Here is a 21,530-nt window from a genome sequence, read left to right as displayed (position 1 = left end):
CTACCTCAGCTTCAGGGTGGCAAGGCCAACCAGCACGAGAATCACGGTGATGATCCAGAAACGGACGATCACGCGCGGCTCGGGCCAGCCCTTGAGTTCAAAGTGGTGGTGAATGGGCGCCATGCGGAATACACGGCGACCGGTCAGTTTAAAAGAGGCAACCTGAATGACGACTGACAGGGTTTCCATCACGAACACGCCGCCCATGATGAACAGGACGATTTCCTGACGGACGATCACCGCGATGGTGCCCAGGGCAGCGCCCAGCGCCAGTGCGCCGACGTCACCCATGAAGACTTGTGCCGGATAGGTGTTGAACCAGAGGAAGCCCAGGCCTGCTCCGATCAGTGCACCACAGAACACGATCAACTCACCGGCGCCCGGTACGTAAGGAATCAGCAGGTATTCGGCGAATTTCACGTTACCCGACAGGTAGCAGAAAATGCCCAGGCCACCACCGACCATCACGGTCGGCATGATCGCCAGGCCATCGAGGCCGTCGGTCAGGTTGACCGCGTTACTCGAACCGACGATCACGAAATAGGTCAGCACGATGAAGCCTGCGCCCAGCGGAATGCTGTAGTCCTTGAGCATCGGCAGGATCAGGGTGGTTTCCACCGGCGTAGCGGCAGTCATATAAAGGAAGATCGCCGCGCCCAGGCCGAACACCGACTGCCAGAAATACTTCCAGCGGCTCGGCAAGCCACGGGAGTTCTTCTCGATGACCTTGCGGTAGTCGTCGACCCAGCCGATGGCGCCGAACAGCAGGGTCACCAGCAACACGACCCAGACGTAACGGTTGCTCAGGTCAGCCCACAGCAGAGTGCTGACACCGATGGACGACAGAATCAGCGCGCCACCCATGGTCGGTGTACCCGACTTGGACAGGTGCGACTGCGGGCCGTCGTTGCGAACGGATTGACCGATCTGACGGTTCTGCAACGTGCGGATCATCCATGGGCCATAGCACAGCGACAGGACCAGCGCGGTCAGTACACCGAGAATCCCGCGCAGGGTCAGGTACTGGAAGACCGCGAAGCCTTTGTAGAACTGTTGCAGATACTCCGCTAGCAGCAGCAGCATTAATGTTTCTCCAGACTGGACCCGCACAAGGCGGCGACGACGTTTTCCATCGCAGCGCTGCGCGACCCCTTGATCAAAATGGTGGTATTTGTGTCTTGCTCGGCACCCAGGGCCTTGATCAGTTCAGCCTGTGTGCTGAAGTGAAAAGCCTGCGGACCGAATGCGTTCACGGCGTGAGCCATCATTGGCCCGACGGCGTACAGCGCAGAAACCTTGCCACGGGCGTACTCGCCCACGTCGCGGTGCCCCTGCTCCGCCCATTCGCCCAACTCGCCGATATCCCCGAGCACCAGGACGGTGCGACCGGAAAAGCCGGCCAGTATATCAACGGCAGCGCACATTGAGGTGGGGTTGGCGTTGTAAGTGTCATCGATCACGCGCATGCCATTGCTGGCCAATTGCGCAACGGTGCGACCCTTGACCGGTTGCACCGCGCCAAGGCCGGCGGCGATACCGAACAGCGACACACCCAGGGCATGGGCGGCGGCAGCGGCGGCCATGGCATTGGCGACGTTGTGGGTGCCGAGCAGGTTCAGTTGAACGCGCTCCGAGCCTTCAGGGCTGTGCAGGTTGAACGCCGGGCAGCCGCGAGCATCGGTGGCCAGGTCACTGGCGTAGAAATCGGCACTGGTGTTGCTCAACGCAAACGTCAGCACTTTGCGGTCACCGGCGCGCGCCTTCCAGATACCGAATGCCTTGTCGTCGAGATTGAGAACGGCGACGCCATCGGCATCCAGCCCTTCAATGATCTCACCCTTGGCTTCGACGATTTTGTCCGGACCGCCGAACTCACCGACGTGGGCGGTCCCGGCGTTATTGAGAATGGCCACGTGCGGCCTGCTCAGGCCGACGGTGTAGGCAATTTCGCCCAGACGCGAAGCACCCAGTTCGATCACGGCAGCGGTGTGTTCCGGCGCCAGTTCGAGCAAGGTCAGCGGCACGCCGAGGTCGTTGTTTAAATTGCCACGAGTGGCCAGCACTGCGCCGCGCGTGCGCAGGATGCTCGCAAGCATCTCCTTGACCGTGGTCTTGCCGCTGGAACCGGTGACGGCCGCGACCGGATGGACGTAGGCGACGCGATTCAGCGCGCCCAACTGGCCCAGGGCCTGGCGGGTGTCGCTGACCAGTAACTGCGGCAGCGTGCTGCCAGCGACTTCACGCTCGACCAGCGCAGCCACGGCGCCCTTGGCGGCGACTTCGTTCAGATAGTCATGACCGTCAAAACGCGGACCGGTCAGGGCAATGAACAACTGCCCCGGCTTGATTGCACGGCTGTCGATGCTGACACCGTCGAAGCTGGCATCGACGGACACAAGGCGAGCATTCAGCGCAGCAGTCAGTTCACTCAGTTTCAAGGCCTTAAGCATGGGTCACCTCCCACGCAGTCAAGGCGCGATCGGCCTCGACCAGATCGGAAAAGGCATGACGCTCGCCGTTGATTTCCTGATAGTCCTCGTGACCTTTACCGGCCAGGACAATCACGTCATCCGCTGAGGCACTGGCGATCAGCCGGGCAATCGCCTGACCACGACCGGCAACGAATTCCACTTTATCCACTGCCGTGAAACCGGCGCGGATGTCATCGAAAATCACCGATGGGTCTTCAGTGCGCGGATTGTCATCGGTCACCAGCACGCCATCGGCCAGGCGCTCGACCACTTCAGCCATCAACGGGCGCTTGCCGCGATCGCGGTCGCCGCCACAGCCGAACAGGCACAACAACCGGCCCTTGGCGTGCGGACGCAGGGCCAGCAATACTTTTTCCAGGGCATCCGGGGTGTGGGCGTAATCGACCACCACCAGCGGCTGCGAACCACCGCCCAGACGCTGCATGCGACCGGCAGGGCCTTCAAGCTGAGGCAGCACCTTGAGGATTTCGTCCAGGGCGTAATCCAGACCGAGCAACGCGCCGACCGCCGCCAGGACATTGCTCAGGTTGAAGCGACCGAGCAAGGTGCTGCGCAAGTGGTGCTCGCCTTGTGGCGTGACCAGCGTGGCGCGCACGCCTTCGTCGTCGAATTGCGCCTGGCGGCAATACAGGTAAGCGCTGGAATCTTCCAGGCTATAGGTGATCAGCCGCGATTCGCACTTGTCGGCGGCCAGTTGCCGACCAAACTTGTCGTCGAGGTTGACCACGCGGCATTTCAAATCATTCCAGGCAAACAGCCTGGACTTGGCTTCGCCGTAAGCCTGCATGGTGCCGTGGTAATCCAGGTGATCGCGGGACAGGTTGGTCATCACCGCCACATCGAAGGCCAATGCCGTCACGCGGCCCTGGTCCAGGCCATGGGAAGAAACCTCCATCGCCACGGCTTTGGCCCCGGCCTTTTTCAGGTCCGCCAGGGTCGCTTGCACGGCAATCGGATTCGGCGTGGTGTGCAGGCCGCTTTCCAGCGCGCCGTAGAAACCGGAACCGAGCGTGCCGACCAGGCCGCAGTGCTGGCCGAGCAGGTCCAGTGCCTGGGCAACCAATTGAGTCACGCTGGTCTTGCCATTGGTGCCGGTCACGCCCACCAGGTTCAGGTGATGGCTCGGCTCGCCATAAAAGCGCCCGGCGATGTCCGACAGCTGAGCCGCCAGGCCTTTGACCGGAATCAGCGGCACTTCAGTGATCGGCAGGACTGTGGCGCCTTCTACTTCATAGGCCACTGCGGCAGCACCGCGTTGCAAGGCGTCGGCAATATGCGCGCGCCCATCGAATTTCCCACCCGGCACGGCGAGGAACAGATCGCCCGCGCGCACATTGCGGCTGTCCAGGGCGAGTTCGCGAATCAGCAGATCGTGGCCGGCGTGAGGGAAAATCTTGTTCAGGCTCAGAGACATCAGCCGCGCCCTCCATTGGCTTTCAGCGGAACGACCGGTGTTGCGTTCGCTTGTTGAGTAGGTGGCAGGTTGTCCGGGGTAATGTTCATCAGGCGCAGGGTGCCCGACATCACGCGGCTGAACACCGGTGCGGAAACCAGGCCGCCGAAGTAACCGGCCTTGGTCGGCTCGTCGATTACCACCACGATGGCGTAACGCGGGTCGCTCATCGGGCCGAAGCCGGCGAACAGCGAACGGTAGGAGTTCTCGGCGTAACCCTTGGTGCCGACCGAGGTTTTACGCGCAGTACCCGACTTGCCGCCCACGTGATACGCCGGCACCTGCGCACGGAATACACCGCGCGGGGCCTCGATCACTTGCTGCAGCATGCCCTGCATGGTTTTCGCGACCGCCTCCGGCAGCACCTGGGTGGTTTGCGGCGCTTTGTCAGTCTTGATCAGGGTCAGCGGTGCGAGGCGACCATTGTTGGCCAAGGCCGAGAAGGCGTGGACCAGCTGGATCGCGGTCACGGAGATACCGTAGCCGTAGGACAGCGTGGCGGTTTCTGCCTTGCGCCATTCGCGGTAGTTCGGCAGGTTGCCGACGCGCTCGCCCGGAAAGCCCAGGCCGGTGTCCTGGCCGAGGCCGACTTTCTGCGCCAGACGGAAAATGGTTTCGCCACCGATATCGAACGCGACCTTGCTCATGCCGACGTTACTGGAGTTGATCAGGATGCCGGTCAGGTCGAGCACCGGACCTTCGGTCTTGGAAACGTCCTTGATGGTGTACTTGCCAATCTGCAAGGAGCCCGGATACACCTCGACGGTGTCGCTCGGTTTCCAGCGGCCGGTTTCGATCGCGGCGCTCATCGAGATCGCTTTCATCGTCGAGCCTGGCTCGAACACGTCGATCATCGCGCGGTTACGCATCATCGCCGGCTGCAGGTTGCGGCGGTTGTTCGGGTTGTAGGTCGGCTGGTTGACCATTGCGAGAATCTCGCCGGTCTTCACGTCCATGATCACCAGGCTGCCGGCCTTGGCGCCGTTCTCGATGATCGCATTGCGCAATTCGCGGTTGGCCAGGTATTGCAGGCGCAGGTCAATGGACAACGCCAAGGGCTTACCGGCCTTGGCGTTTTTGGTGACCTGCACATCCTTGATCAGCCGGCCGCGCCGGTCCTTGATCACTTGACGCTTGCCAGGGACCCCCGCCAGCCATTCGTCGTAGGCCAGTTCGACGCCTTCACGACCGTGATCATCGATGTCGGTAAACCCGACCATATGAGCAGTGACTTCGCCGGCCGGGTAGAAACGCCGGAACTCTTCGATGCCATAAACACCCGGCACCTTCAGATCGAGCACAGCCTGGCCCTGCTCCGGGGTCAGTCCGCGCACCAGATAAATGAATTCTTTGTTGGCCTGGGCTTCGAGACGTTCGGCCAGGGCTTTCGGGTCCTGCCCCAAGGCAACCGCCAGTGCCGGCCACTTCTCTTTGGCTGTTTGCATTTCCTTGGCATTGGCCCAAAGGGTGGTGACCGGAGTACTCACGGCCAAAGGCTCGCCGTTACGGTCGGTGATCAGACCACGGTGAGCCGGAATGGGAATATGACGAACACTGCGGGCATCGCCCTGACCTTTAAGGAAGGCACGGTCGACCACTTGCAAATCGATGATGCGCCAGGCAATCGCGGCCACCATGATACCGAGCAAACCCAGCACCACGCGGAACCGCCAAGGAAAGAGTGCACCTTCGAGTTTCATCATGGCGCCACCATCTTCACGTCAGCGGCACCAGGGATATGCATTTTCAATTGTTCGGTAGCCAGCACTTCGATACGACTGTGGGCGGTCCAGGTGCTCTGCTCCAGAATCAACCGGCCCCACTCCGCCTGCGCCTTGTCGCGCACGCTCAGTTCGTTGTACAGCGAATTCAATAGCTGACGGTTCCAGTGCGCGCTGTAGGACACGCCGATGGCCGACACGAGCACGCCGATAAACAGCAGCAGCATGAAGAAGCTTCCGCCGGGCAATGGCTTGGCGAAAAGCTTGCTCACCGCAGCTTCTCCGCCACGCGCATGACAGCGCTACGGGAACGTGGGTTGGCTTTGAGTTCGGCGTCGGAGGCCGTCTGCGCTTTGCCATGGACTTTGATTTTCGGTTCGAAGGCGACATGCCGAACCGGCAGGTTGCGCGGCAGGTTGTCGGCTTCGCCTTTGACCAGCTTGCGCATGAACAGTTTGACGATACGGTCTTCCAACGAATGGAAGCTGATCACCACCAGGCGACCGCCCACTTCCAGGCACTCCAGCGCGGCTTCGAGACCGGTTTCCAGATCACCCAGTTCGTTGTTGACGTGAATACGCAATCCCTGGAAAGCGCGGGTTGCAGGGTTCTTGCCCTTTTCCCACGCCGGGTTGGCGACCTTCAGGACTTCAGCCAGGTCACCGGTGCGCTCGAATGGCTTGATGTCGCGGCGCTCGGCCACGGCACGGGCCATGCGGCCGGAGAAACGCTCTTCGCCGTATTCCTTGAACACCCGGGCGATTTCTTCCACCGGAGCGGTGTTGACGAATTCGGCGGCGCTGATGCCACGGGACGGATCCATGCGCATATCCAGGGGACCGTCGTTGAGGAAGCTGAAGCCGCGCTCAGGGTCGTCGAGCTGTGGCGAAGACACGCCCAGATCCAGCAGAACGCCGCTGACCTTGCCGGCCAGACCGCGTTCGGCGACTTCCGAACCGAGCTCGGCAAAGCTGCGCTGCACAACGACAAAGCGGCCGTCTTCGGCCGCTAGCGTCTGCCCAGTGGCAATCGCTTGTGGATCTTTATCGAATCCGAGCAACCGACCATCGGGACCGAGCTGGCTGAGGATCAACCGGCTGTGTCCGCCGCGCCCAAACGTGCCGTCCAGATAGCAGCCATCAGGACGTACGGCGAGAGCCTCGACGGCTTCGTCAAGCAGTACGGTGATGTGGTTAAAGCCGCTATCAATAGTCACAGGATCAAATCACGCAGTTCATCAGGCATCGCGCCCGGTTGTTGAATGGCAGCCAGGTCAGCGGCAGAAACCGCGTTCCAGGCATCCTCGTCCCACAATTGGAACTTGTTCAGTTGGCCTACCAACATCGCGCGCTTATCCAACTTGGCATATTCACGAAGACGCGGCGGAACCAGAAAACGACCACTGCCATCGAGCTCGAGGTCGACGGCATTACCAATCAGTAAACGTTGCAGGCGACGGTTCTCTTCGCGAAGCGAAGGCAGTGCGCGCAGTTTGGTTTCAATAATTTCCCACTCATCGAGGGGGTAAACACACAAACAAGGATCAACGGCATCAATTGTCACGATTAACTGACCGGAGCTGCGCGAATCGAGCTCGTCACGGTACCGGCTCGGCATTGCGAGACGGCCCTTTGCATCGAGACTGATAGCGTTGGCTCCGCGAAACACGTCAGCGTTTCTCCAAATTCTAGCGTTTTGAGTTCAAAAAACCCACTTCATGCCACTTTCCGCCACTTGCGCACACTATAGGAATGCGCCCACCACACCGTCAAGGCACGGAGCAAAGGAAAACCCTTACAGAACTGAGATTTAGGAGCATTAACGGAGAGGTAACGAGAATCCGGCAGATGAAACTGACCGATAACTTGAATCAGCACGGGAGGCTGCGTTCGGAAGTTAAAGTAATTTATTAAGAGTAAGATTTTTTTGGTATTACAAAAGAGGTTCTGCGGATGATTGTGTAAGGAGGGAAACCGGTGCTGCGTGGAGTTTATGCGATCACTACAAGCGCGGGCTAATCGATATCACAAAACCGCTTCTGCTGACGATGGTGCAGGAGGGAAATTGCTACCACCGACACACTCTGCCCAATAAATTAAGCAGAGAGGAGAAAAAGGTGGAGAGTCGATCTGTAAGCCGGGTTCTGTCTTGAACAGTCATTCGTCTACGATGGCCATCACTGGACATCTTTAGCAACCTACCCGGTCCCAGCGCGGGCCACGCCTTGGGACCCTATTTGGTCTTGCTCCAAGTGGGGTTTACCTAGCCACGAACTGTTGCCAGACGTGCGGTGCGCTCTTACCGCACCTTTTCACCCTTACCGGCGCCGAAGCGCTTAGGCGGTTATTTTCTGTGGCACTTTCCGTAGGCTCACGCCTCCCAGGCATTACCTGGCACTTCGCCCTATGGAGCCCGGACTTTCCTCCCCCCCCTAATTTTCATAGAGGGCAGCGACTGTCCGATCGACTCTCCGCCGCGAAGGTTACCGGCACAGCGCCCGAAGAACAAGCGCCAAGCGCCATTGAGCACGCCTATGCGTCGGGTTTTACTCGCCCTTCTGCTGATCCAGCGCGATCTGGTACAGCACATTCTTTCGCTCGCCGGTGATTTGCGCCGCCAACGCCGCCGCACGCTTGAGCGGCATTTCTTCGAGCAACAGGTTGAGGATGCGCATCGCTTCGCTGCTGACAGCACCTTCCTCCTCGGGCGCGGACCAGCCCGCCACCAGCACCACGCACTCGCCGCGCTGCTGATTGCTGTCCGACTCGACGAACTCGCGTAGCTCCGCCAGCGGCAACCCCTTGAGGGTTTCAAACGTCTTGGTCAGCTCACGGGCAAGCAGCGCCGGGCGCTCGGGACCGAACACCAGCTCCATGTCTTGCAGGCATTCAAGGATGCGATGCGGGGCCTCATAGAAGATCAATGTGCGAGGTTCTTCTTTTACCTGCTCGAGACGCGCACGCCGCCCCACCGCCTTGGCCGGCAGAAAGCCTTCGAAAATGAAACGGTCGGAAGGCAGCCCCGCCGCCGACAACGCTGCAATCAATGCGCAGGCACCCGGAACCGGCACCACATTGATGCCCGCCGCCCGGGCCTGCCGCACCAGGTGATAACCCGGATCGGAAATCAGCGGCGTCCCGGCATCCGAGATCAACGCCACGTTGTCACCGGCAAGCAGGCGAGTGATAAAGCGACTACCTTCATCACGCTCGTTGTGCTCATGGCAGGCCGCCAATGGCGTCGAGATGCCGAAGTGTTGCATCAAGCGCTGGGAATGACGGGTGTCTTCCGCGGCGATCAAGGCCACTTCACGCAGGATCTTCAGCGCCCGCGCACTGATGTCATCCAGGTTGCCGATGGGCGTCGCCACCACATAAAGCGAGCCAGCAGCGGAATTCAAAGCACCTGGAGCAGTCAAAGCGCACACCTCATGATCGGTAAAAGTCGCCATTGTAGCGCGTAGCGAGACTCACGATACCCGCAAGCAAACGAGGTATCGGTGACCGTTTGTGCGCTGGCGCAACATTTACACCAGCTAAATTGATCGATTCACGCCAGTAACATCGCGCCCCGGCCAGTGCTTGGGTACAATTCCACGCTAATTTGATCGAGTATCAGGAACGCTTACATGATCGCTTGCCTGCGGCTGTTATCTGCCCTCTGCCTCGCTGCCTTGCTGGCGGCTTGCGCCAGCTCGCCCTCGTCCAGCCTTGGCGAACTTCCACGGACACCGGACGCCAGTATCGAGCAACTGCTTGAGAAGGCCTCCCAAAGCAAATCACCGGAAGATGCCGCCCTGCTGCGCTTGAGCGCTGCCGACCTGGCCTATCACCAGGGCAATGCCGGCCAGTCCGCGCAAATCCTGCAACAGGTTCCGATCGAACAGCTCAAGCCTGGCCCACAGGTTTTCGCCAACACCCTGGCGGCCGAACTGGCCATGACCCGCAATCAGCCCAAGGCCGCACTGGCCGCCTTGAGCCACCCAAGCATGCAACGCTTGAGTGAACTGCCCGTCGAACAACAGGTCCGCACCGGCACCGTTCATGCCCGCGCACTTGAAGCCGATGGCCAGACCCTCGCCGCAGCCCGCGAGCGCATTTTCATCGCCCCGATGCTCAAAGGCGAAGCCGCGAGCAAAAACCATGAAGCCATCTGGACCCTGATCGCTTCGCTGCCGACCGATCAGTTGCAGCCAAACACCACCGACGACCTCGGCGGCTGGATGGCCCTGGCACTGGCCGTGAAATCCGCCGGCACCCTGGAGCAGCAACAGGCCGCCATCGATAACTGGCGCGCGCAGAATCCGAAGCACCCGGCAGCCAAACAATTGCCGCAGTCACTAACCCAACTCAAGGAGCTGGCCAGCCAGCCCCTGAGCAAGATCGCCCTGCTGCTGCCTCAGGACGGCCAACTGGCCTCGGTCGGCAAGGCACTGCGCGACGGCTTCATGGCCGCTCACTACCAGGCCCAACAGGCCGGGCAGAAACCACCTGCCATCGAGTTTTATGACAGCTCGCGCCTGACGTCCATGGATGAGTTCTACCGCAAGGCCCAGGCCGATGGCGTGCAACTGGTCGTCGGCCCGCTGGAGAAGCCGCTGGTCAAACAGCTGAGCACTCGCCCGCAATTGCCGATCACCACCCTGGCACTCAATTACAGCGAGGGCGATCAAGGCCCGGCGCAGCTGTTCCAGTTCGGCCTTGCCGCCGAAGACGAAGCCCGCGAAGTGTCGCGCCGCGCTCGCGCCGACGGCCTGCATCGCGCAGCCATCATGGTGCCGAAAGGTGAATGGGGCGACCGCGTACTCAAGGCGTTCAGCCAGGATTGGCAAGCCAATGGCGGCACCATCGTCGTCACCGAACGCGTCGATCAGCCGGTCCAGTTGGCCCAGCAGATTGCCGACATGTTCCAGCTGCGTCAGAGCGAAGGCCGCGCCAAGAGCCTGCAAAGCACCGTTGGCTCGCAAGTGGCTGCCCAGCCATCGCGCCGCCAGGACATCGAGTTCATTTTCCTCGCCGCAACACCGCAACAGGCCCAGCAGATCAAACCGACCCTGAACTTCCAGTACGCTGGCGATGTTCCAGTCTACGCCACCTCCCACGTGTTCAGCGCCAGCGGTGACGTCAACCAGTACAACGACATGAATGGCATTCGCTTCTGCGAGACGCCATGGTTGCTGGACGCCAATGATCCACTGCGCCGCCAGGTCACTGCTCAGTGGCCACAAGCCGCCGGCAGCCTGGGGCGCCTCTATGCCATGGGCGTTGACGCTTATCGCCTGGCGCCACGCCTGGGCCAGCTCAAGTCACTGCCGGACAGCCGCATCGACGGTGAGTCGGGCAGCCTTGGCATGTCTCAGAGCCAGCGGGTCGTGCGCCAGCTGCCATGGGCCGAGTTCGCCAATGGTCAGGTTCAGCGCCTGCCGGACACCGCTCGCTGATGCCCGACAGGTCACGCCAGCAAAGCGGCAAGGATGCCGAGCGCCATGCGCTCGAGCATCTTCAACAACAGGGTCTGCGCCTGCTGGCGCAGAACTGGTTGTGTAAACGCGGCGAGCTTGATCTGGTCATGCTAGATGGCGATACAGTAGTATTCGTTGAAGTCCGCTACAGAAAAAACACTCAATGGGGTGGCGCGCTCGATAGCATCGATGAGCGCAAACGGCAAAAACTGGTTTTCGCCGCGCAATACTTTCTTCAGCGCGAGCCGCGCTGGGCCAATTCCCCTTGCCGCTTCGACGTGATTGCCATCGACAGCAACCTCGATCAATTGAACTGGCTACAGAATGCCTTCGACGGCTGATCGCCGGCATTGCGAACCGGACACTATCACCCAACACTTTTGCTCTTTGCTTTGCGGGCTGCACATTCACGTGCCGAACAGCCGCGCTACTTAAGGTCACACAGATGGACATGCAATCCCGAATTCGCCAGCTTTTTCAGGCCAGTATCGACACCAAGCAACAGGCGATGGAAGTACTTGCACCGCACATCGAGCAAGCCAGCCAGGTTATGGTCAACGCCCTGCTCAACGAAGGCAAAATGCTTTCCTGCGGCAACGGCGGTTCGGCTGGCGACGCCCAGCACTTCTCGTCCGAGCTGCTCAATCGCTTTGAGCGCGAGCGCCCGAGCCTGCCGGCCATCGCCCTGACGACCGACAGCTCGACGATCACCTCGATCGCCAACGACTACAGCTACAACGAAATCTTCTCCAAGCAGATCCGTGCACTCGGCCAACCGGGAGATGTGCTGCTGGCTATCTCCACCAGCGGCAACTCGGCCAACATAATTCAAGCGATCCAGGCCGCACATGATCGCGAAATGATTGTCGTAGCTATGACGGGACGTGATGGCGGCGGCATGGCGTCGCTGCTGTTGCCCGAGGACGTCGAGATTCGCGTACCGGCCAACGTCACCGCTCGTATTCAAGAAGTCCACCTGCTGGCGATCCACTGCCTTTGCGACTTGATCGACAGCCAATTGTTCGGGAGTGAAGAATGACCCCTAATCGCCTTGGCCTACTGGCCTTGACCCTGTGCCTCGGCATCAGCGGCTGCACCTCGGTAGTGACCGCCAGCCGTGAAGCACCGATTGAAGATGACCGTGGCACTCGCACACTGGGCAGCAAGATCGACGATTCCCTGATCGACACCAAGGTTGGTGTGAACGTCGCCAAGGCCGACCCGGCCCTGGATAAGGATTCACACATCGTCGTCACCAGCTTCAACGGTGTCGTGCTGCTCGCCGGGCAAACGCCACGCGCTGACCTCAAGGCCAAGGCCGAACAGGCCGCCGCCGCTGTCCAGCGCGTGAAACAGGTACACAACGAACTGCAAGTCCTGCCACCCTCCTCGTTGCTGGCACGCCAGAACGACACCTGGCTGACCACCAAGATCAAGGCCCAGATGCTCACCGATGCGAACATCCCTGGCTCGCGCATCAAGGTTGTCACTGAAAACGGCATCGTCTACATGCTGGGCCTGCTGACCAAGCAGGAAGCGGCGCAGGCGACCAACCTGGTTCAGGGCGTTTCCGGCGTACAGAAGATTGTGAAGTTGTTCGAGTACATCGACTGACCTGCAATCCCGCGCAATAAAAAAGGCGATCCATCTGGATCGCCTTTTTTATTACTTCACCACTTTCAGACTGGGGCGACCGCTTGGACGCGGTGGCTCACTGTCAGGTGGCGGAAGATCGTCATCCGGTTCGATCTCGTCGTCCTCGCCCATCGGCGATTCCAGATCGAACACCATGCCCTGGCCATTCTCCCGGGCGTAGATACCCAGGATCGAAGCAATTGGCACGTACAAGGTGTGCGGTACGCCACCAAAACGCCCTTCGAAACTGACCGCCTCGTTATCCATGTGCAAATGACGCACGGCTTGTGGCGATACGTTCAGGACAATCTGTCCGTCACTGGCAAACCCCTGAGGCACCTGCACCGACGGGTACTCGGAATTGACCAGCATGTGCGGGGTGCAATCGTTGTCCACAATCCACTCATAGAGCGCACGGACCAGATAAGGTCGACTGGAGTTCATAACGGCTCCTTAAGCCTTAGCGCATGTCGCGTTCGACACCAGACAGACTTGCCTGGAAAGCCTCACGCGCAAACTGGCGCTCCATATAATCAAGCAGCGGCTTGGCCGGCCGCGGCAGTTCTATACCCAGAATCGGCAATCGCCAGAGTATTGGCAATAGGCAGCAATCCACCAGACTTTGTTCCTCACTGAGGAAAAACGGTTTGTCGGCAAACAGTGGCGACACACCCGTCAGGCTTTCGCGCAACTCTTTTCGAGCCACGACACGGGCCGCTTCCTTGGTCCGCGAGTCCAGAATCAGATCCACCAGACCACACCAGTCGCGCTGAATGCGGTGTATCAGCAGGCGGCTGTTGGCACGCGCCACGGGATAAACCGGCAGTAGCGGCGGATGCGGGTAACGCTCATCCAGATATTCCATCACCACAGTCGACTCCCACAACGCCAGGTCGCGATCGACCAGTGTGGGCAGACTGCCATAAGGGTTCACTTCAATCAGTTTAGGTGGCTGGCGACCAGCCTCCACGTAAATGATCTCGGCGCTGACACCCTTCTCTGCCAGTACTATGCGCACTCGGTGGGAATAGTGGTCGGCGGGGTCGGAGTAACAGGCCAACCGATTGGTCACGCCCATGGCGATCCTCCTCGCTTGTAGAAATTATCGAAAGCTCAAAAACGAGCGCGCCCAGAGGGCGCCTCTCGTAACGACTGGATCACCAGTTTCGCTACATCTTCAGAGGCGCCCTTGGGCGCGCGCGATTAACAGCAATAGCTTGAAGCTTTATCAGTGCACGTCTTTCCAGTATTCGCGCTTGAGCAGGTAAGCGAAGACGAAGAAGAACGCCAGGTACAACAATACGTATGTACCGATGCGCTGATGTTGCAGCTTAACCGGGTTAGCCGAGTAAGCCAGGAAGGTTACCAGATTCTTGACCTTCTCATCGAACTGCTCTGCAGTCAGGGCACCGCTTTTCGGCACGATGGTCAACTGATCGCACGCTTCATGAGTCAGCGCCGTACCAGTCAGAGGATCATATTGCTTCTTGCCGTCTTCGACGATCTGAACCTGTTTGCAACCAACCACCTGGCGACCTTGCAGGCCGGCCAGGACGTTAGGCATACCCACGTTCGGGAAAACCTTGTTGTTCACGCCCCATGGGCGCGCAGGATCTTCGTAGAACGACCTCAGGTAACCGTAGAGCCAGTCGGTGCCGCGAACACGGGCAACCAGGGTCAGGTCCGGTGGCGCCGCTCCAAACCAAGCCTTGGCGTCCGCCGGCTGCATGCCGATGCTCATGTGGTCGCCGATCTTGGCACCCGTGAACATCAGCTTCTCGAGCATCAACTCATGGGGAATGCCCAGGTCGTCGGCAACACGCTCATAGCGTTGGAACTTGGCACTGTGGCAACCCATGCAGTAGTTGGCGAACGTACGTGCGCCGTCCTGCATGGCTGCTTTATCGGAAACGTCAATATCGACTTTTTCCAGCTCGGGGCCACCGTGTTCAGCTGCGAAAGCAAACACTGGCAGCGCAGCAAGCATCAATACAGCAAATAGTTTTTTCATCAGCCAGTCACCCTTTCCGGAACCGGTTTGGTCTTCTCGAGCCTGGTGTAGAACGGCATCAGAATGAAGTAGGCGAAGTACAGGAAGGTACATACCTGCGACAGCAACGTACGCTCAGGGGTTGGGGCCAATACGCCCAGCACGCCCAGGATCACGAATGCGATGCAGAACACCCAGAGCCAGATCTTGCTCAGCCAGCCCTTGTAGCGCATCGACTTGACCGGACTACGGTCCAGCCACGGCAGGACGAACAGCACAGCGATGGCCGCGCCCATGGCGATTACGCCCAGGAGCTTGTCCGGAATCGCACGCAAGATGGCGTAGAACGGGGTGAAGTACCAGACCGGAGCGATGTGCTCTGGGGTCTTGAAGGCGTTCGCCACTTCAAAGTTCGGCTTTTCGAGGAAGTAGCCGCCCATTTCCGGGAAGAAGAACACGATCGAGCAGAAGATGAACAGGAACACCACCACGCCGACGATATCTTTCACGGTGTAGTACGGGTGGAAGGCAATGCCGTCCAGCGGTATGCCGTTTTCGTCCTTGTGCTTCTTGATGTCCACGCCGTCCGGGTTGTTCGAACCGACTTCGTGCAAGGCCAGGATGTGCAGCACCACCAGACCCAGGATAACGATCGGCAGGGCAACCACGTGCAGGGCAAAGAAGCGGTTCAGGGTAATACCGGAAATCAGGTAGTCACCACGGATCCACTGGGTCAGGTCGTTGCCGATGACAGGGATCGCACCGAACAGCGAGATGATCACCTGGGCACCCCAGTAGGACATCTGGCCCCATGGCAGCAGGTAGCCCATGAAGGCTTCGGCCATCAGCGCAAGGTAGATCAGCATGCCGAAGACCCACACCAGCTCACGCGGCTTCTGGTACGAACCGTAGAGCAGGCCACGGAACATGTGCAGATAGACCACGATGAAGAACGCCGAAGCGCCGGTGGAGTGCAGCAGACGCAGGATCGAGCCGTACTCGACGTCACGCATGATGTATTCGACGGAAGCGAAAGCCTCTTCCGCCGACGGGTTGTAGCTCATGGTCAGCCAGACACCGGTGACGATCTGGTTGACCAGAACGAGCAGCGCCAGGGAGCCAAAGAAGTAGAAGAAGTTGAAGTTCTTCGGAGCGTAATACTTGCTGAGATGGTCTTCCCACATCTTGGTGGCGGGAAAGCGTGCATCAACCCAATCCATGAACTTGCTCATCACGCTTTCTCCGTATCGACGCCAATGATAATGATTTCATCGGTCTCATAGGAATGCGGGGGAACTGGCAGGTTCAAAGGCGCAGGCTGCGACTTGTAGACGCGACCGGCCAGATCGTAGTGGGAACCGTGACAAGGGCAGAAATAGCCGCCTACCCAGTCTTTACCCAGATCCGCAGGTGCCACTTCGGGACGGAAGGTCGGCGAGCAACCCAGGTGCGTGCAGATACCGATCAGCAGCAGGACCTCGGGTTTGATCGAACGGGTTTCCGGATCAACGTAAGTCGGTTGTGTCGAGTTCTTGGAGGTCGGGTCAGCGAGCTGGCCCTCGATCTTCTTCAGATTCCCCAGGATTTCCTGTGTACGGCGGACGATGAACACCGGCTGGCCGCGCCACTCAGCAATCATCTGCTGGCCTGGCTCGATTTTGCTGACATTCACTTTCACCGGTGCACCTGCGGCTTTCGCCTTGGCACTGGGAAACCATGACCCCACGAACGGGACCGCAGCCCCCACCGCTCCTGCAGCACCCACCACGGATGTGGCTGCTACCAAGAAGCGACGCCGGCCTGCATTCACGCCGTCATTGCTCATTCAGTCCTCTCCCATCAGCTTTGTGGCCTGTTAAATCAGGCATCTACTAAGTAAAACTATGTACTTATAAAAATTTTGCCGAATGGTAATGAAAAGCCCCAATTCTGACAAGGTAATTACCGGAGCCCATCACCCCCAAGCCTTGTAGTATAGGGCGTCTGCGGATGTGGCAAGTTGTCACAGCGCAATTCTTTGATAAATCGCAGACATAAAAAAACGCCCAGCTCCGTGAGGAAACTGGGCGTTCTTTTTTTGAACGTGAAAGCGAATTAACGCTTCGAGTACTGCGGACGCTTACGCGCTTTACGCAGACCGACTTTCTTACGTTCAACTTCACGAGCATCGCGGGTTACGAAGCCGGCTTTACGCAGGGCGCTGCGCAGAGTCTCGTCGTAGTCCATCAGAGCACGAGTGATGCCGTGGCGGATTGCGCCAGCCTGACCACTCACACCACCGCCGATCACGGTGACGTAGATGTCGAACTTCTCGACAGTCTCAGTCAATTCCAGCGGCTGACGAACTACCATGCGGGCAGTTTCGCGGCCGAAGAAATTATCCAGCGAACGGTTGTTGATGGAGATGTTACCAGTACCCGGACGCAGGAAAACGCGTGCGGTTGCGGTCTTGCGACGGCCAGTGCCGTAATTTTGAGTCGCCGACATAATGTACTATTCCGTTAAAACTTCAGTTCTTGGGGCTGCTGAGCAGTATGTGGGTGTGCAGCGCCCGCATAGACTTTCAGCTTACGGTACATGTCGCGACCCAGCGGGTTCTTAGGCAGCATGCCTTTGACCGCGGTCTCGATCACGCGCTCAGGGGCCTTGGCGATCAGCTTTTCAAAGTTGATCGACTTGATGCCGCCCGGGAAACCGGAGTGGGAGTAGTACATTTTGTCAGTGGTTTTAGCACCGGTAACACGGATCTGCTCAGCATTGATTACGACGATGTAGTCGCCGGTGTCAACGTGAGGAGTGTACTCAGGCTTGTGCTTGCCACGCAGACGGCTCGCGATTTCGGTGGCCAGACGACCCAGGGTCTGACCAGCAGCGTCGACGACAAACCAGTCGCGCTTTACTGTTTCCGGTTTAGCAGTAAAAGTCTTCATTCTTTATAGCCTCAGGGGCCGCCCTGTAAATTAGACGGCGGATCTTACTGAATAGTGCGTACTTTGACAAGTCAAAGGCAGCCGGATACAGACGCTTTCGGGGGCTCGGGTCGGCGCGTCCGTTCAACGGCAAGATTCTTCGGCGGCGGCGCATCACTTCCACTGCAGAAAGAGGTGCGCAATTATGCAGATTGCGAAAAATAATTCAACCTGCTTTTATGATTGTTTTGCCCAAGGAGCACCCGATGGACTATCGCCAGCTAGGCCGGACCAATCTGAACGTGAGTGCCCTCTGCCTCGGAACCATGACCTGGGGCGAGCAAAACAGCGAGGCAGACGCCTTCGCCCAGATTGAACGGGCCAAGAGCGCAGGGATCAACTTCATCGACACCGCCGAGATGTACCCGGTGCCACCCAAGGCCGAAACCTACGCCACCACCGAACGCTATATAGGCAATTACTTCAAAAGCCGCGGTGACCGCGCCGACTGGATCCTGGCCAGCAAGATCGCCGGCCCCGGCAACACCATCGACTACATCCGCGATAAAAACCTGCGCCACAACCGCCAGCACATCAGCGAAGCGGTGGACGCCAGCCTCCAGCGCCTGCAGACCGATTACATCGACCTGTACCAATTGCACTGGCCGGAGCGCAGCACCAACTTTTTCGGACAACTGGGCTACAAGCACAAGATCGAAGCCAACCTGACCCCGCTCGAAGACACCCTCGAAGCGCTGGACGAGCAGGTTCGCGCCGGCAAGATCCGCCACATCGGCCTGTCCAACGAGACGCCATGGGGCACCATGCGCTTCCTGGCCCTGGCCGAAGCCCGAGGCTGGCCACGCGCCGTGTCGATCCAGAACCCGTACAACCTGCTCAACCGCAGCTTCGAAGTCGGCCTTGCAGAAATCGCCATCCGCGAACAGTGCGGCCTGCTCGCCTATTCGCCGCTGGCGTTCGGTTTCCTGTCGGGCAAGTACGAAGGTGGCGCCCGCCCGCCAAAAGGTCGCCTGAGCCTCTACAGCCGCTTCAGCCGCTATTTCAACCCGCAGTCGGAAGCGGCCTGCAGCCGTTATGTGGCCCTTGCTCGCGAGCACGGCCTGGACCCAGCACAAATGGCCTTGGCGTTCGTGACGCAGCAGCCATTCGTGACCAGCAACATCATTGGTGCGACGACGATGGAGCAACTGGAGAGCAACATCGCCAGTTTCGACTTGAAGCTGTCGGAGGAAGTGCTGGAAGGGATCGAGGCGATTCACAAGGATCACCCGAATCCGGCGCCTTGATCGATAGATAAACAGCATTCGCGAGCAAGCCCGCTCCCACATTCGACCGCATTCCCCTGGGAGAGCTCGATTAAATGTAAGAGCGGGCTTGCTCGCGAAAGCGTCCGCCCAGTCACCGCAAATTCAAAGCGACCGCGCAATGATCTCCTTCATGATTTCATTGGTGCCGGCATAGATCCGCTGCACCCGCGCATCCGCCCACGCCCGCGCGATCGGGTACTCCCACATAAACCCGTAGCCACCGTGCAACTGCACGCACTCGTCGAGCACCTTGCATTGCAGGTCGGTGCCCCAGTACTTGGCCATCGCCGCCGTCGGCACATCGAGCTTGCCTTGCAGGTGCAGTTCCAGGCAGCGGTCGACGAAGACGCGGCCGATCTGGATTTCCGTGGCCATCTCCGCCAGTTTGAACCGGGTGTTCTGGAAATCCGCGATCGACTTGCCGAACGCCTTGCGCTCGCGGGTGTAGTCCAGCGTCCATTGCAGCGCCGCTTCCGCTGAAGCCAGCCCGCCAATGGCCACCGTGAGGCGCTCCTGGGGCAACTCCTGCATCAGGTAGGCAAAGCCCATCCCAGCCTGCCCCAGCAGGTTTTCCTTGGGCACACGCACGTCCTGGAAGAACAGCTCCGAGGTGTCCTGGGCTTTCATCCCGACTTTCTCCAGGCGCTTGCCCTTGTCGAAGCCCGGCGTATTGGCTTCCACCAGAAACAGACTGGTGCCCTTCGCGCCGGCCTTCGGATCGGTCTTGGCGACGACGATCACCAGATCGGCCAGGTAGCCGTTGGTGATGAATGTCTTGGAGCCGTTGATCACGTACTCATCGCCATCGAGCACGGCCGTGGTTTTCACCCCTTGCAGATCGGAACCGGCGCCCGGCTCAGTCATGGCGATTGCGGTAACCATCTCGCCGGACACCAGTTTCGGCAGGTATTTATGCTTCAGCGCTTCACTGCCGTAATGCAGGATGTACGGCGCCACGATGTCCGAGTGCAGGGAAAAACCGATGCCGGTCAGGCCCAGTCGCCCCACTTCTTCGATCACCACCGCACTGTAGAGAAAGTCCGCCCCCAGGCCGCCGTACTCTTCCGGCAGGTGCGAACACAGCATCCCCGCCTCCCCCGCCTTGTTCCACAGCTTGCGGTCGATATAGCCCTGTTTTTCCCATTGCCCATGGAACGGCACCGCCTCTTTTTCGAGGAACGTCCGCACGCTGTCACGGAAAAGCTCGTGCTCGGAACTGAACAGGGTTCTGGGGATCATGCGGCACCTTTTCTTTGTTTTTAGAAGGAGTTGACCTTCAGAGACTATGCCTCGCTTCCGATACAGGACACTGGACACATCCGACAAAAAATAAGACGATCCAGCCGTCTGGTGACCACTTCCCCCTATAAAAATAAAGTTGAATTATGTCTAACCAAGCCTCCACGCCCCTGCGGCGCGTCAGCATCCTGGCCATCGACCGGGTTTTCGCTTCCACCCTCATGCAAGCCAAGGATTTCTTCCACCTCGCCAGCCTGCGCTACGGCAAACAGCTGGGCCAGGGCCTGACACCGGCGTTCGAAACCCGCCTGGTCAGCCCCGACGGCAAACCGGTCAACACCTTCAGCGATGTGATGATCCCGGTGGATGGCGGGCTGGAAAACGCCGACATCATCATTCTTCCCGCGTTCTGGGACGATTTCGACAGCCTCTGCAAACGTTATCCGCAAGTCCTGCCCTGGCTGCGCCAGCAACATGCCCGCGGCGCCGTACTGTGCGGCGAGGCCACCGGTGTTTTCTGGCTGGCCGAAGCCGGGCTGCTCAATGGCAAGGAAGCGACCACCTACTGGCGCTTCTTCAATGCCTTCGCCGAACGCTTCCCCCAGGTCCAGCTCAATCAGGACAAGCACCTGACCGACGCCGATAACCTGTACTGCGCCGGCGGCACCACCTCGGCATGCGACCTGTACATTTACCTGATCGAGCGCTTCTGCGGCGCCAACGTGTCCCAGGCCGTGGCCCGGGACATCCTCTATGAAGTGCAGCGCAGCTATTCACCGGGACGGATTGGATTCGGCGGGCAGAAGCTGCACCAGGACGTGATCATCCTGCAGATCCAGCACTGGCTCGAAGAACACTTCGCCGACAAGTTTCGTTTCGAGGACGTCGCCCGCGAGCACGGCATGAGCATCCGCAACTTCATGCGCCGCTTCCAGACCGCCACCGGCGACAAGCCATTGCATTACCTGCAACGCCTGCGCATCGAAACTGCCAAGGGCTTGCTGTCCGGCAGCCGCAAGAGCATCAAGACCATCAGCTATGAAGTTGGCTATGACGATGCGAGCTTCTTCGCACGACTGTTCCGCCAGCACACGGAGTTGTCACCGAACCAGTATCGGCAGCAGTTTCAGCAGGCGGCGTAGGCCTCAGGCCTCGAACAAATCCCATGTGGAAGCGAGCCTGCTCGCTTCCACATAGAATCTTGCGCCGGCCACGCAGTTCTTTCGCGGTGAATTTTCCGACACAAAAAGCAGAATACAGAGCGCCGGAGAACCCAACCCCGCCCACAGACGCAGCCCCTCA

General features: G+C 59.4%; 22 protein-coding genes and 1 other RNA gene. 6 read left to right on the top strand and 17 right to left on the bottom strand.

The window, feature by feature from the left end:
* The 9 genes from mraY to rsmI all read right to left on the bottom strand — a co-directional run bounded on the left by mraY (position 1) and on the right by rsmI (position 9,117).
* Positions 1 to 1,083 (bottom strand): phospho-N-acetylmuramoyl-pentapeptide-transferase, encoded by a 1,083-nt coding sequence (mraY, locus tag VC35_RS18900; RefSeq protein WP_016773275.1) that lies wholly within the window; start codon positions 1,081 to 1,083, stop codon positions 1 to 3.
* Positions 1,083 to 2,450, bottom strand: a complete 1,368-nt coding sequence (locus VC35_RS18895; RefSeq protein WP_046041923.1) for a UDP-N-acetylmuramoyl-tripeptide--D-alanyl-D-alanine ligase — start codon at positions 2,448 to 2,450, stop codon at positions 1,083 to 1,085. Before VC35_RS18895 ends, mraY begins: the two co-directional genes overlap by 1 nt.
* Entirely contained in the window at positions 2,443 to 3,906 is a 1,464-nt protein-coding gene (locus VC35_RS18890) for a UDP-N-acetylmuramoyl-L-alanyl-D-glutamate--2,6-diaminopimelate ligase (protein ID WP_046041922.1), read from the bottom strand. The genes VC35_RS18895 and VC35_RS18890 overlap by 8 nt, the downstream gene beginning before the upstream one ends.
* Positions 3,906 to 5,645, bottom strand: coding sequence for a peptidoglycan D,D-transpeptidase FtsI family protein (locus VC35_RS18885; RefSeq protein ID WP_185754813.1), 1,740 nt, complete (start codon positions 5,643 to 5,645; stop codon positions 3,906 to 3,908). The genes VC35_RS18890 and VC35_RS18885 overlap by 1 nt, the downstream gene beginning before the upstream one ends.
* Positions 5,645 to 5,938, bottom strand: coding sequence for a cell division protein FtsL (gene ftsL / locus VC35_RS18880; protein WP_046041919.1), 294 nt, complete (start codon positions 5,936 to 5,938; stop codon positions 5,645 to 5,647). The genes VC35_RS18885 and ftsL overlap by 1 nt, the downstream gene beginning before the upstream one ends.
* Positions 5,935 to 6,882, bottom strand: coding sequence for a 16S rRNA (cytosine(1402)-N(4))-methyltransferase RsmH (gene rsmH, locus VC35_RS18875; protein WP_007972589.1), 948 nt, complete (start codon positions 6,880 to 6,882; stop codon positions 5,935 to 5,937). The genes ftsL and rsmH overlap by 4 nt, the downstream gene beginning before the upstream one ends.
* Positions 6,879 to 7,334 carry a division/cell wall cluster transcriptional repressor MraZ gene (gene mraZ / locus VC35_RS18870; RefSeq protein WP_007917012.1) on the bottom strand — a complete coding sequence of 152 codons (456 nt, stop codon included), beginning with the start codon at positions 7,332 to 7,334 and terminating at the stop codon, positions 6,879 to 6,881. The genes rsmH and mraZ overlap by 4 nt, the downstream gene beginning before the upstream one ends.
* A gap of 448 nt (positions 7,335 to 7,782) precedes the next feature.
* Positions 7,783 to 8,136, bottom strand: an RNA gene (gene rnpB, locus VC35_RS28415) — RNase P RNA component class A.
* Between the two features lie 75 nt (positions 8,137 to 8,211).
* Entirely contained in the window at positions 8,212 to 9,117 is a 906-nt protein-coding gene (gene rsmI / locus VC35_RS18865; protein WP_162130270.1) for a 16S rRNA (cytidine(1402)-2'-O)-methyltransferase, read from the bottom strand.
* Between the two features lie 177 nt (positions 9,118 to 9,294).
* Here rsmI and VC35_RS18860 point away from each other — a divergent pair, with 177 nt between their 5' ends.
* The 4 genes from VC35_RS18860 (at position 9,295) to VC35_RS18845 (ending at position 12,741) form a co-directional block, all read left to right on the top strand.
* Complete coding sequence (locus VC35_RS18860) at positions 9,295 to 11,106, top strand: penicillin-binding protein activator (RefSeq protein WP_046041918.1); 1,812 nt, start codon at positions 9,295 to 9,297, stop codon at positions 11,104 to 11,106.
* A complete protein-coding gene (locus VC35_RS18855; protein WP_046041917.1) occupies positions 11,106 to 11,468 on the top strand; it encodes a YraN family protein in 363 nt (120 codons plus the stop codon). The genes VC35_RS18860 and VC35_RS18855 overlap by 1 nt, the downstream gene beginning before the upstream one ends.
* Before the next feature lie 104 nt (positions 11,469 to 11,572).
* The gene (locus VC35_RS18850) at positions 11,573 to 12,166 is read left to right on the top strand and encodes a phosphoheptose isomerase (protein ID WP_028624534.1); all 594 of its coding nucleotides are present in this window, start codon (positions 11,573 to 11,575) and stop codon (positions 12,164 to 12,166) included.
* Entirely contained in the window at positions 12,163 to 12,741 is a 579-nt protein-coding gene (locus tag VC35_RS18845) for a BON domain-containing protein (RefSeq protein WP_046041915.1), read from the top strand. Before VC35_RS18850 ends, VC35_RS18845 begins: the two co-directional genes overlap by 4 nt.
* 51 nt (positions 12,742 to 12,792) lie before the next feature.
* Here the strand turns inward: VC35_RS18845 and VC35_RS18840 are convergent, their stop codons facing one another.
* The 7 genes from VC35_RS18840 to rplM all read right to left on the bottom strand — a co-directional run bounded on the left by VC35_RS18840 (position 12,793) and on the right by rplM (position 17,682).
* Positions 12,793 to 13,206: a ClpXP protease specificity-enhancing factor gene (locus VC35_RS18840; RefSeq protein WP_007998247.1), complete on the bottom strand. Its 414-nt coding sequence runs from the start codon at positions 13,204 to 13,206 to the stop codon at positions 12,793 to 12,795.
* 16 nt (positions 13,207 to 13,222) lie between these two features.
* Positions 13,223 to 13,840, bottom strand: coding sequence for a glutathione S-transferase N-terminal domain-containing protein (locus VC35_RS18835; RefSeq protein WP_007939828.1), 618 nt, complete (start codon positions 13,838 to 13,840; stop codon positions 13,223 to 13,225).
* Between the two features lie 150 nt (positions 13,841 to 13,990).
* A complete protein-coding gene (locus VC35_RS18830) occupies positions 13,991 to 14,773 on the bottom strand; it encodes a cytochrome c1 (protein ID WP_046041914.1) in 783 nt (260 codons plus the stop codon).
* Positions 14,773 to 15,984 (bottom strand): cytochrome b, encoded by a 1,212-nt coding sequence (locus VC35_RS18825; protein WP_008016686.1) that lies wholly within the window; start codon positions 15,982 to 15,984, stop codon positions 14,773 to 14,775. The genes VC35_RS18830 and VC35_RS18825 overlap by 1 nt, the downstream gene beginning before the upstream one ends.
* Positions 15,984 to 16,577 (bottom strand): ubiquinol-cytochrome c reductase iron-sulfur subunit, encoded by a 594-nt coding sequence (gene petA, locus VC35_RS18820; protein ID WP_046041913.1) that lies wholly within the window; start codon positions 16,575 to 16,577, stop codon positions 15,984 to 15,986. Before petA ends, VC35_RS18825 begins: the two co-directional genes overlap by 1 nt.
* Before the next feature lie 269 nt (positions 16,578 to 16,846).
* Positions 16,847 to 17,239 (bottom strand): 30S ribosomal protein S9, encoded by a 393-nt coding sequence (gene rpsI / locus VC35_RS18815; protein WP_003228056.1) that lies wholly within the window; start codon positions 17,237 to 17,239, stop codon positions 16,847 to 16,849.
* A 14-nt stretch (positions 17,240 to 17,253) separates the two neighbouring features.
* Positions 17,254 to 17,682: a 50S ribosomal protein L13 gene (gene rplM / locus VC35_RS18810; RefSeq protein ID WP_007917032.1), complete on the bottom strand. Its 429-nt coding sequence runs from the start codon at positions 17,680 to 17,682 to the stop codon at positions 17,254 to 17,256.
* 245 nt (positions 17,683 to 17,927) lie between these two features.
* Here rplM and VC35_RS18805 point away from each other — a divergent pair, with 245 nt between their 5' ends.
* A complete protein-coding gene (locus VC35_RS18805) occupies positions 17,928 to 18,968 on the top strand; it encodes an NADP(H)-dependent aldo-keto reductase (protein ID WP_046041912.1) in 1,041 nt (346 codons plus the stop codon).
* A gap of 123 nt (positions 18,969 to 19,091) precedes the next feature.
* On the opposite strand, the gene VC35_RS18800 is transcribed toward VC35_RS18805, so the two are convergent.
* The gene (locus VC35_RS18800) at positions 19,092 to 20,228 is read right to left on the bottom strand and encodes an acyl-CoA dehydrogenase family protein (protein ID WP_046041911.1); all 1,137 of its coding nucleotides are present in this window, start codon (positions 20,226 to 20,228) and stop codon (positions 19,092 to 19,094) included.
* Positions 20,229 to 20,449: 221 nt separating this feature from the next.
* On the opposite strand from VC35_RS18800, the gene VC35_RS18795 reads away from it, so the two are divergent.
* On the top strand, positions 20,450 to 21,370 hold the full coding sequence (locus tag VC35_RS18795) for a GlxA family transcriptional regulator (protein WP_172435333.1): 921 nt from the start codon (positions 20,450 to 20,452) through the stop codon (positions 21,368 to 21,370).
* Positions 21,371 to 21,530: the final 160 nt, after the last annotated feature.

Source organism: Pseudomonas fluorescens (genome assembly GCF_000967965.1).
Classification (GTDB): Bacteria; Pseudomonadota; Gammaproteobacteria; order Pseudomonadales; family Pseudomonadaceae; genus Aquipseudomonas; species Aquipseudomonas grandcourensis.
This window is presented reverse-complemented; position numbering and strand designations above follow the sequence as displayed.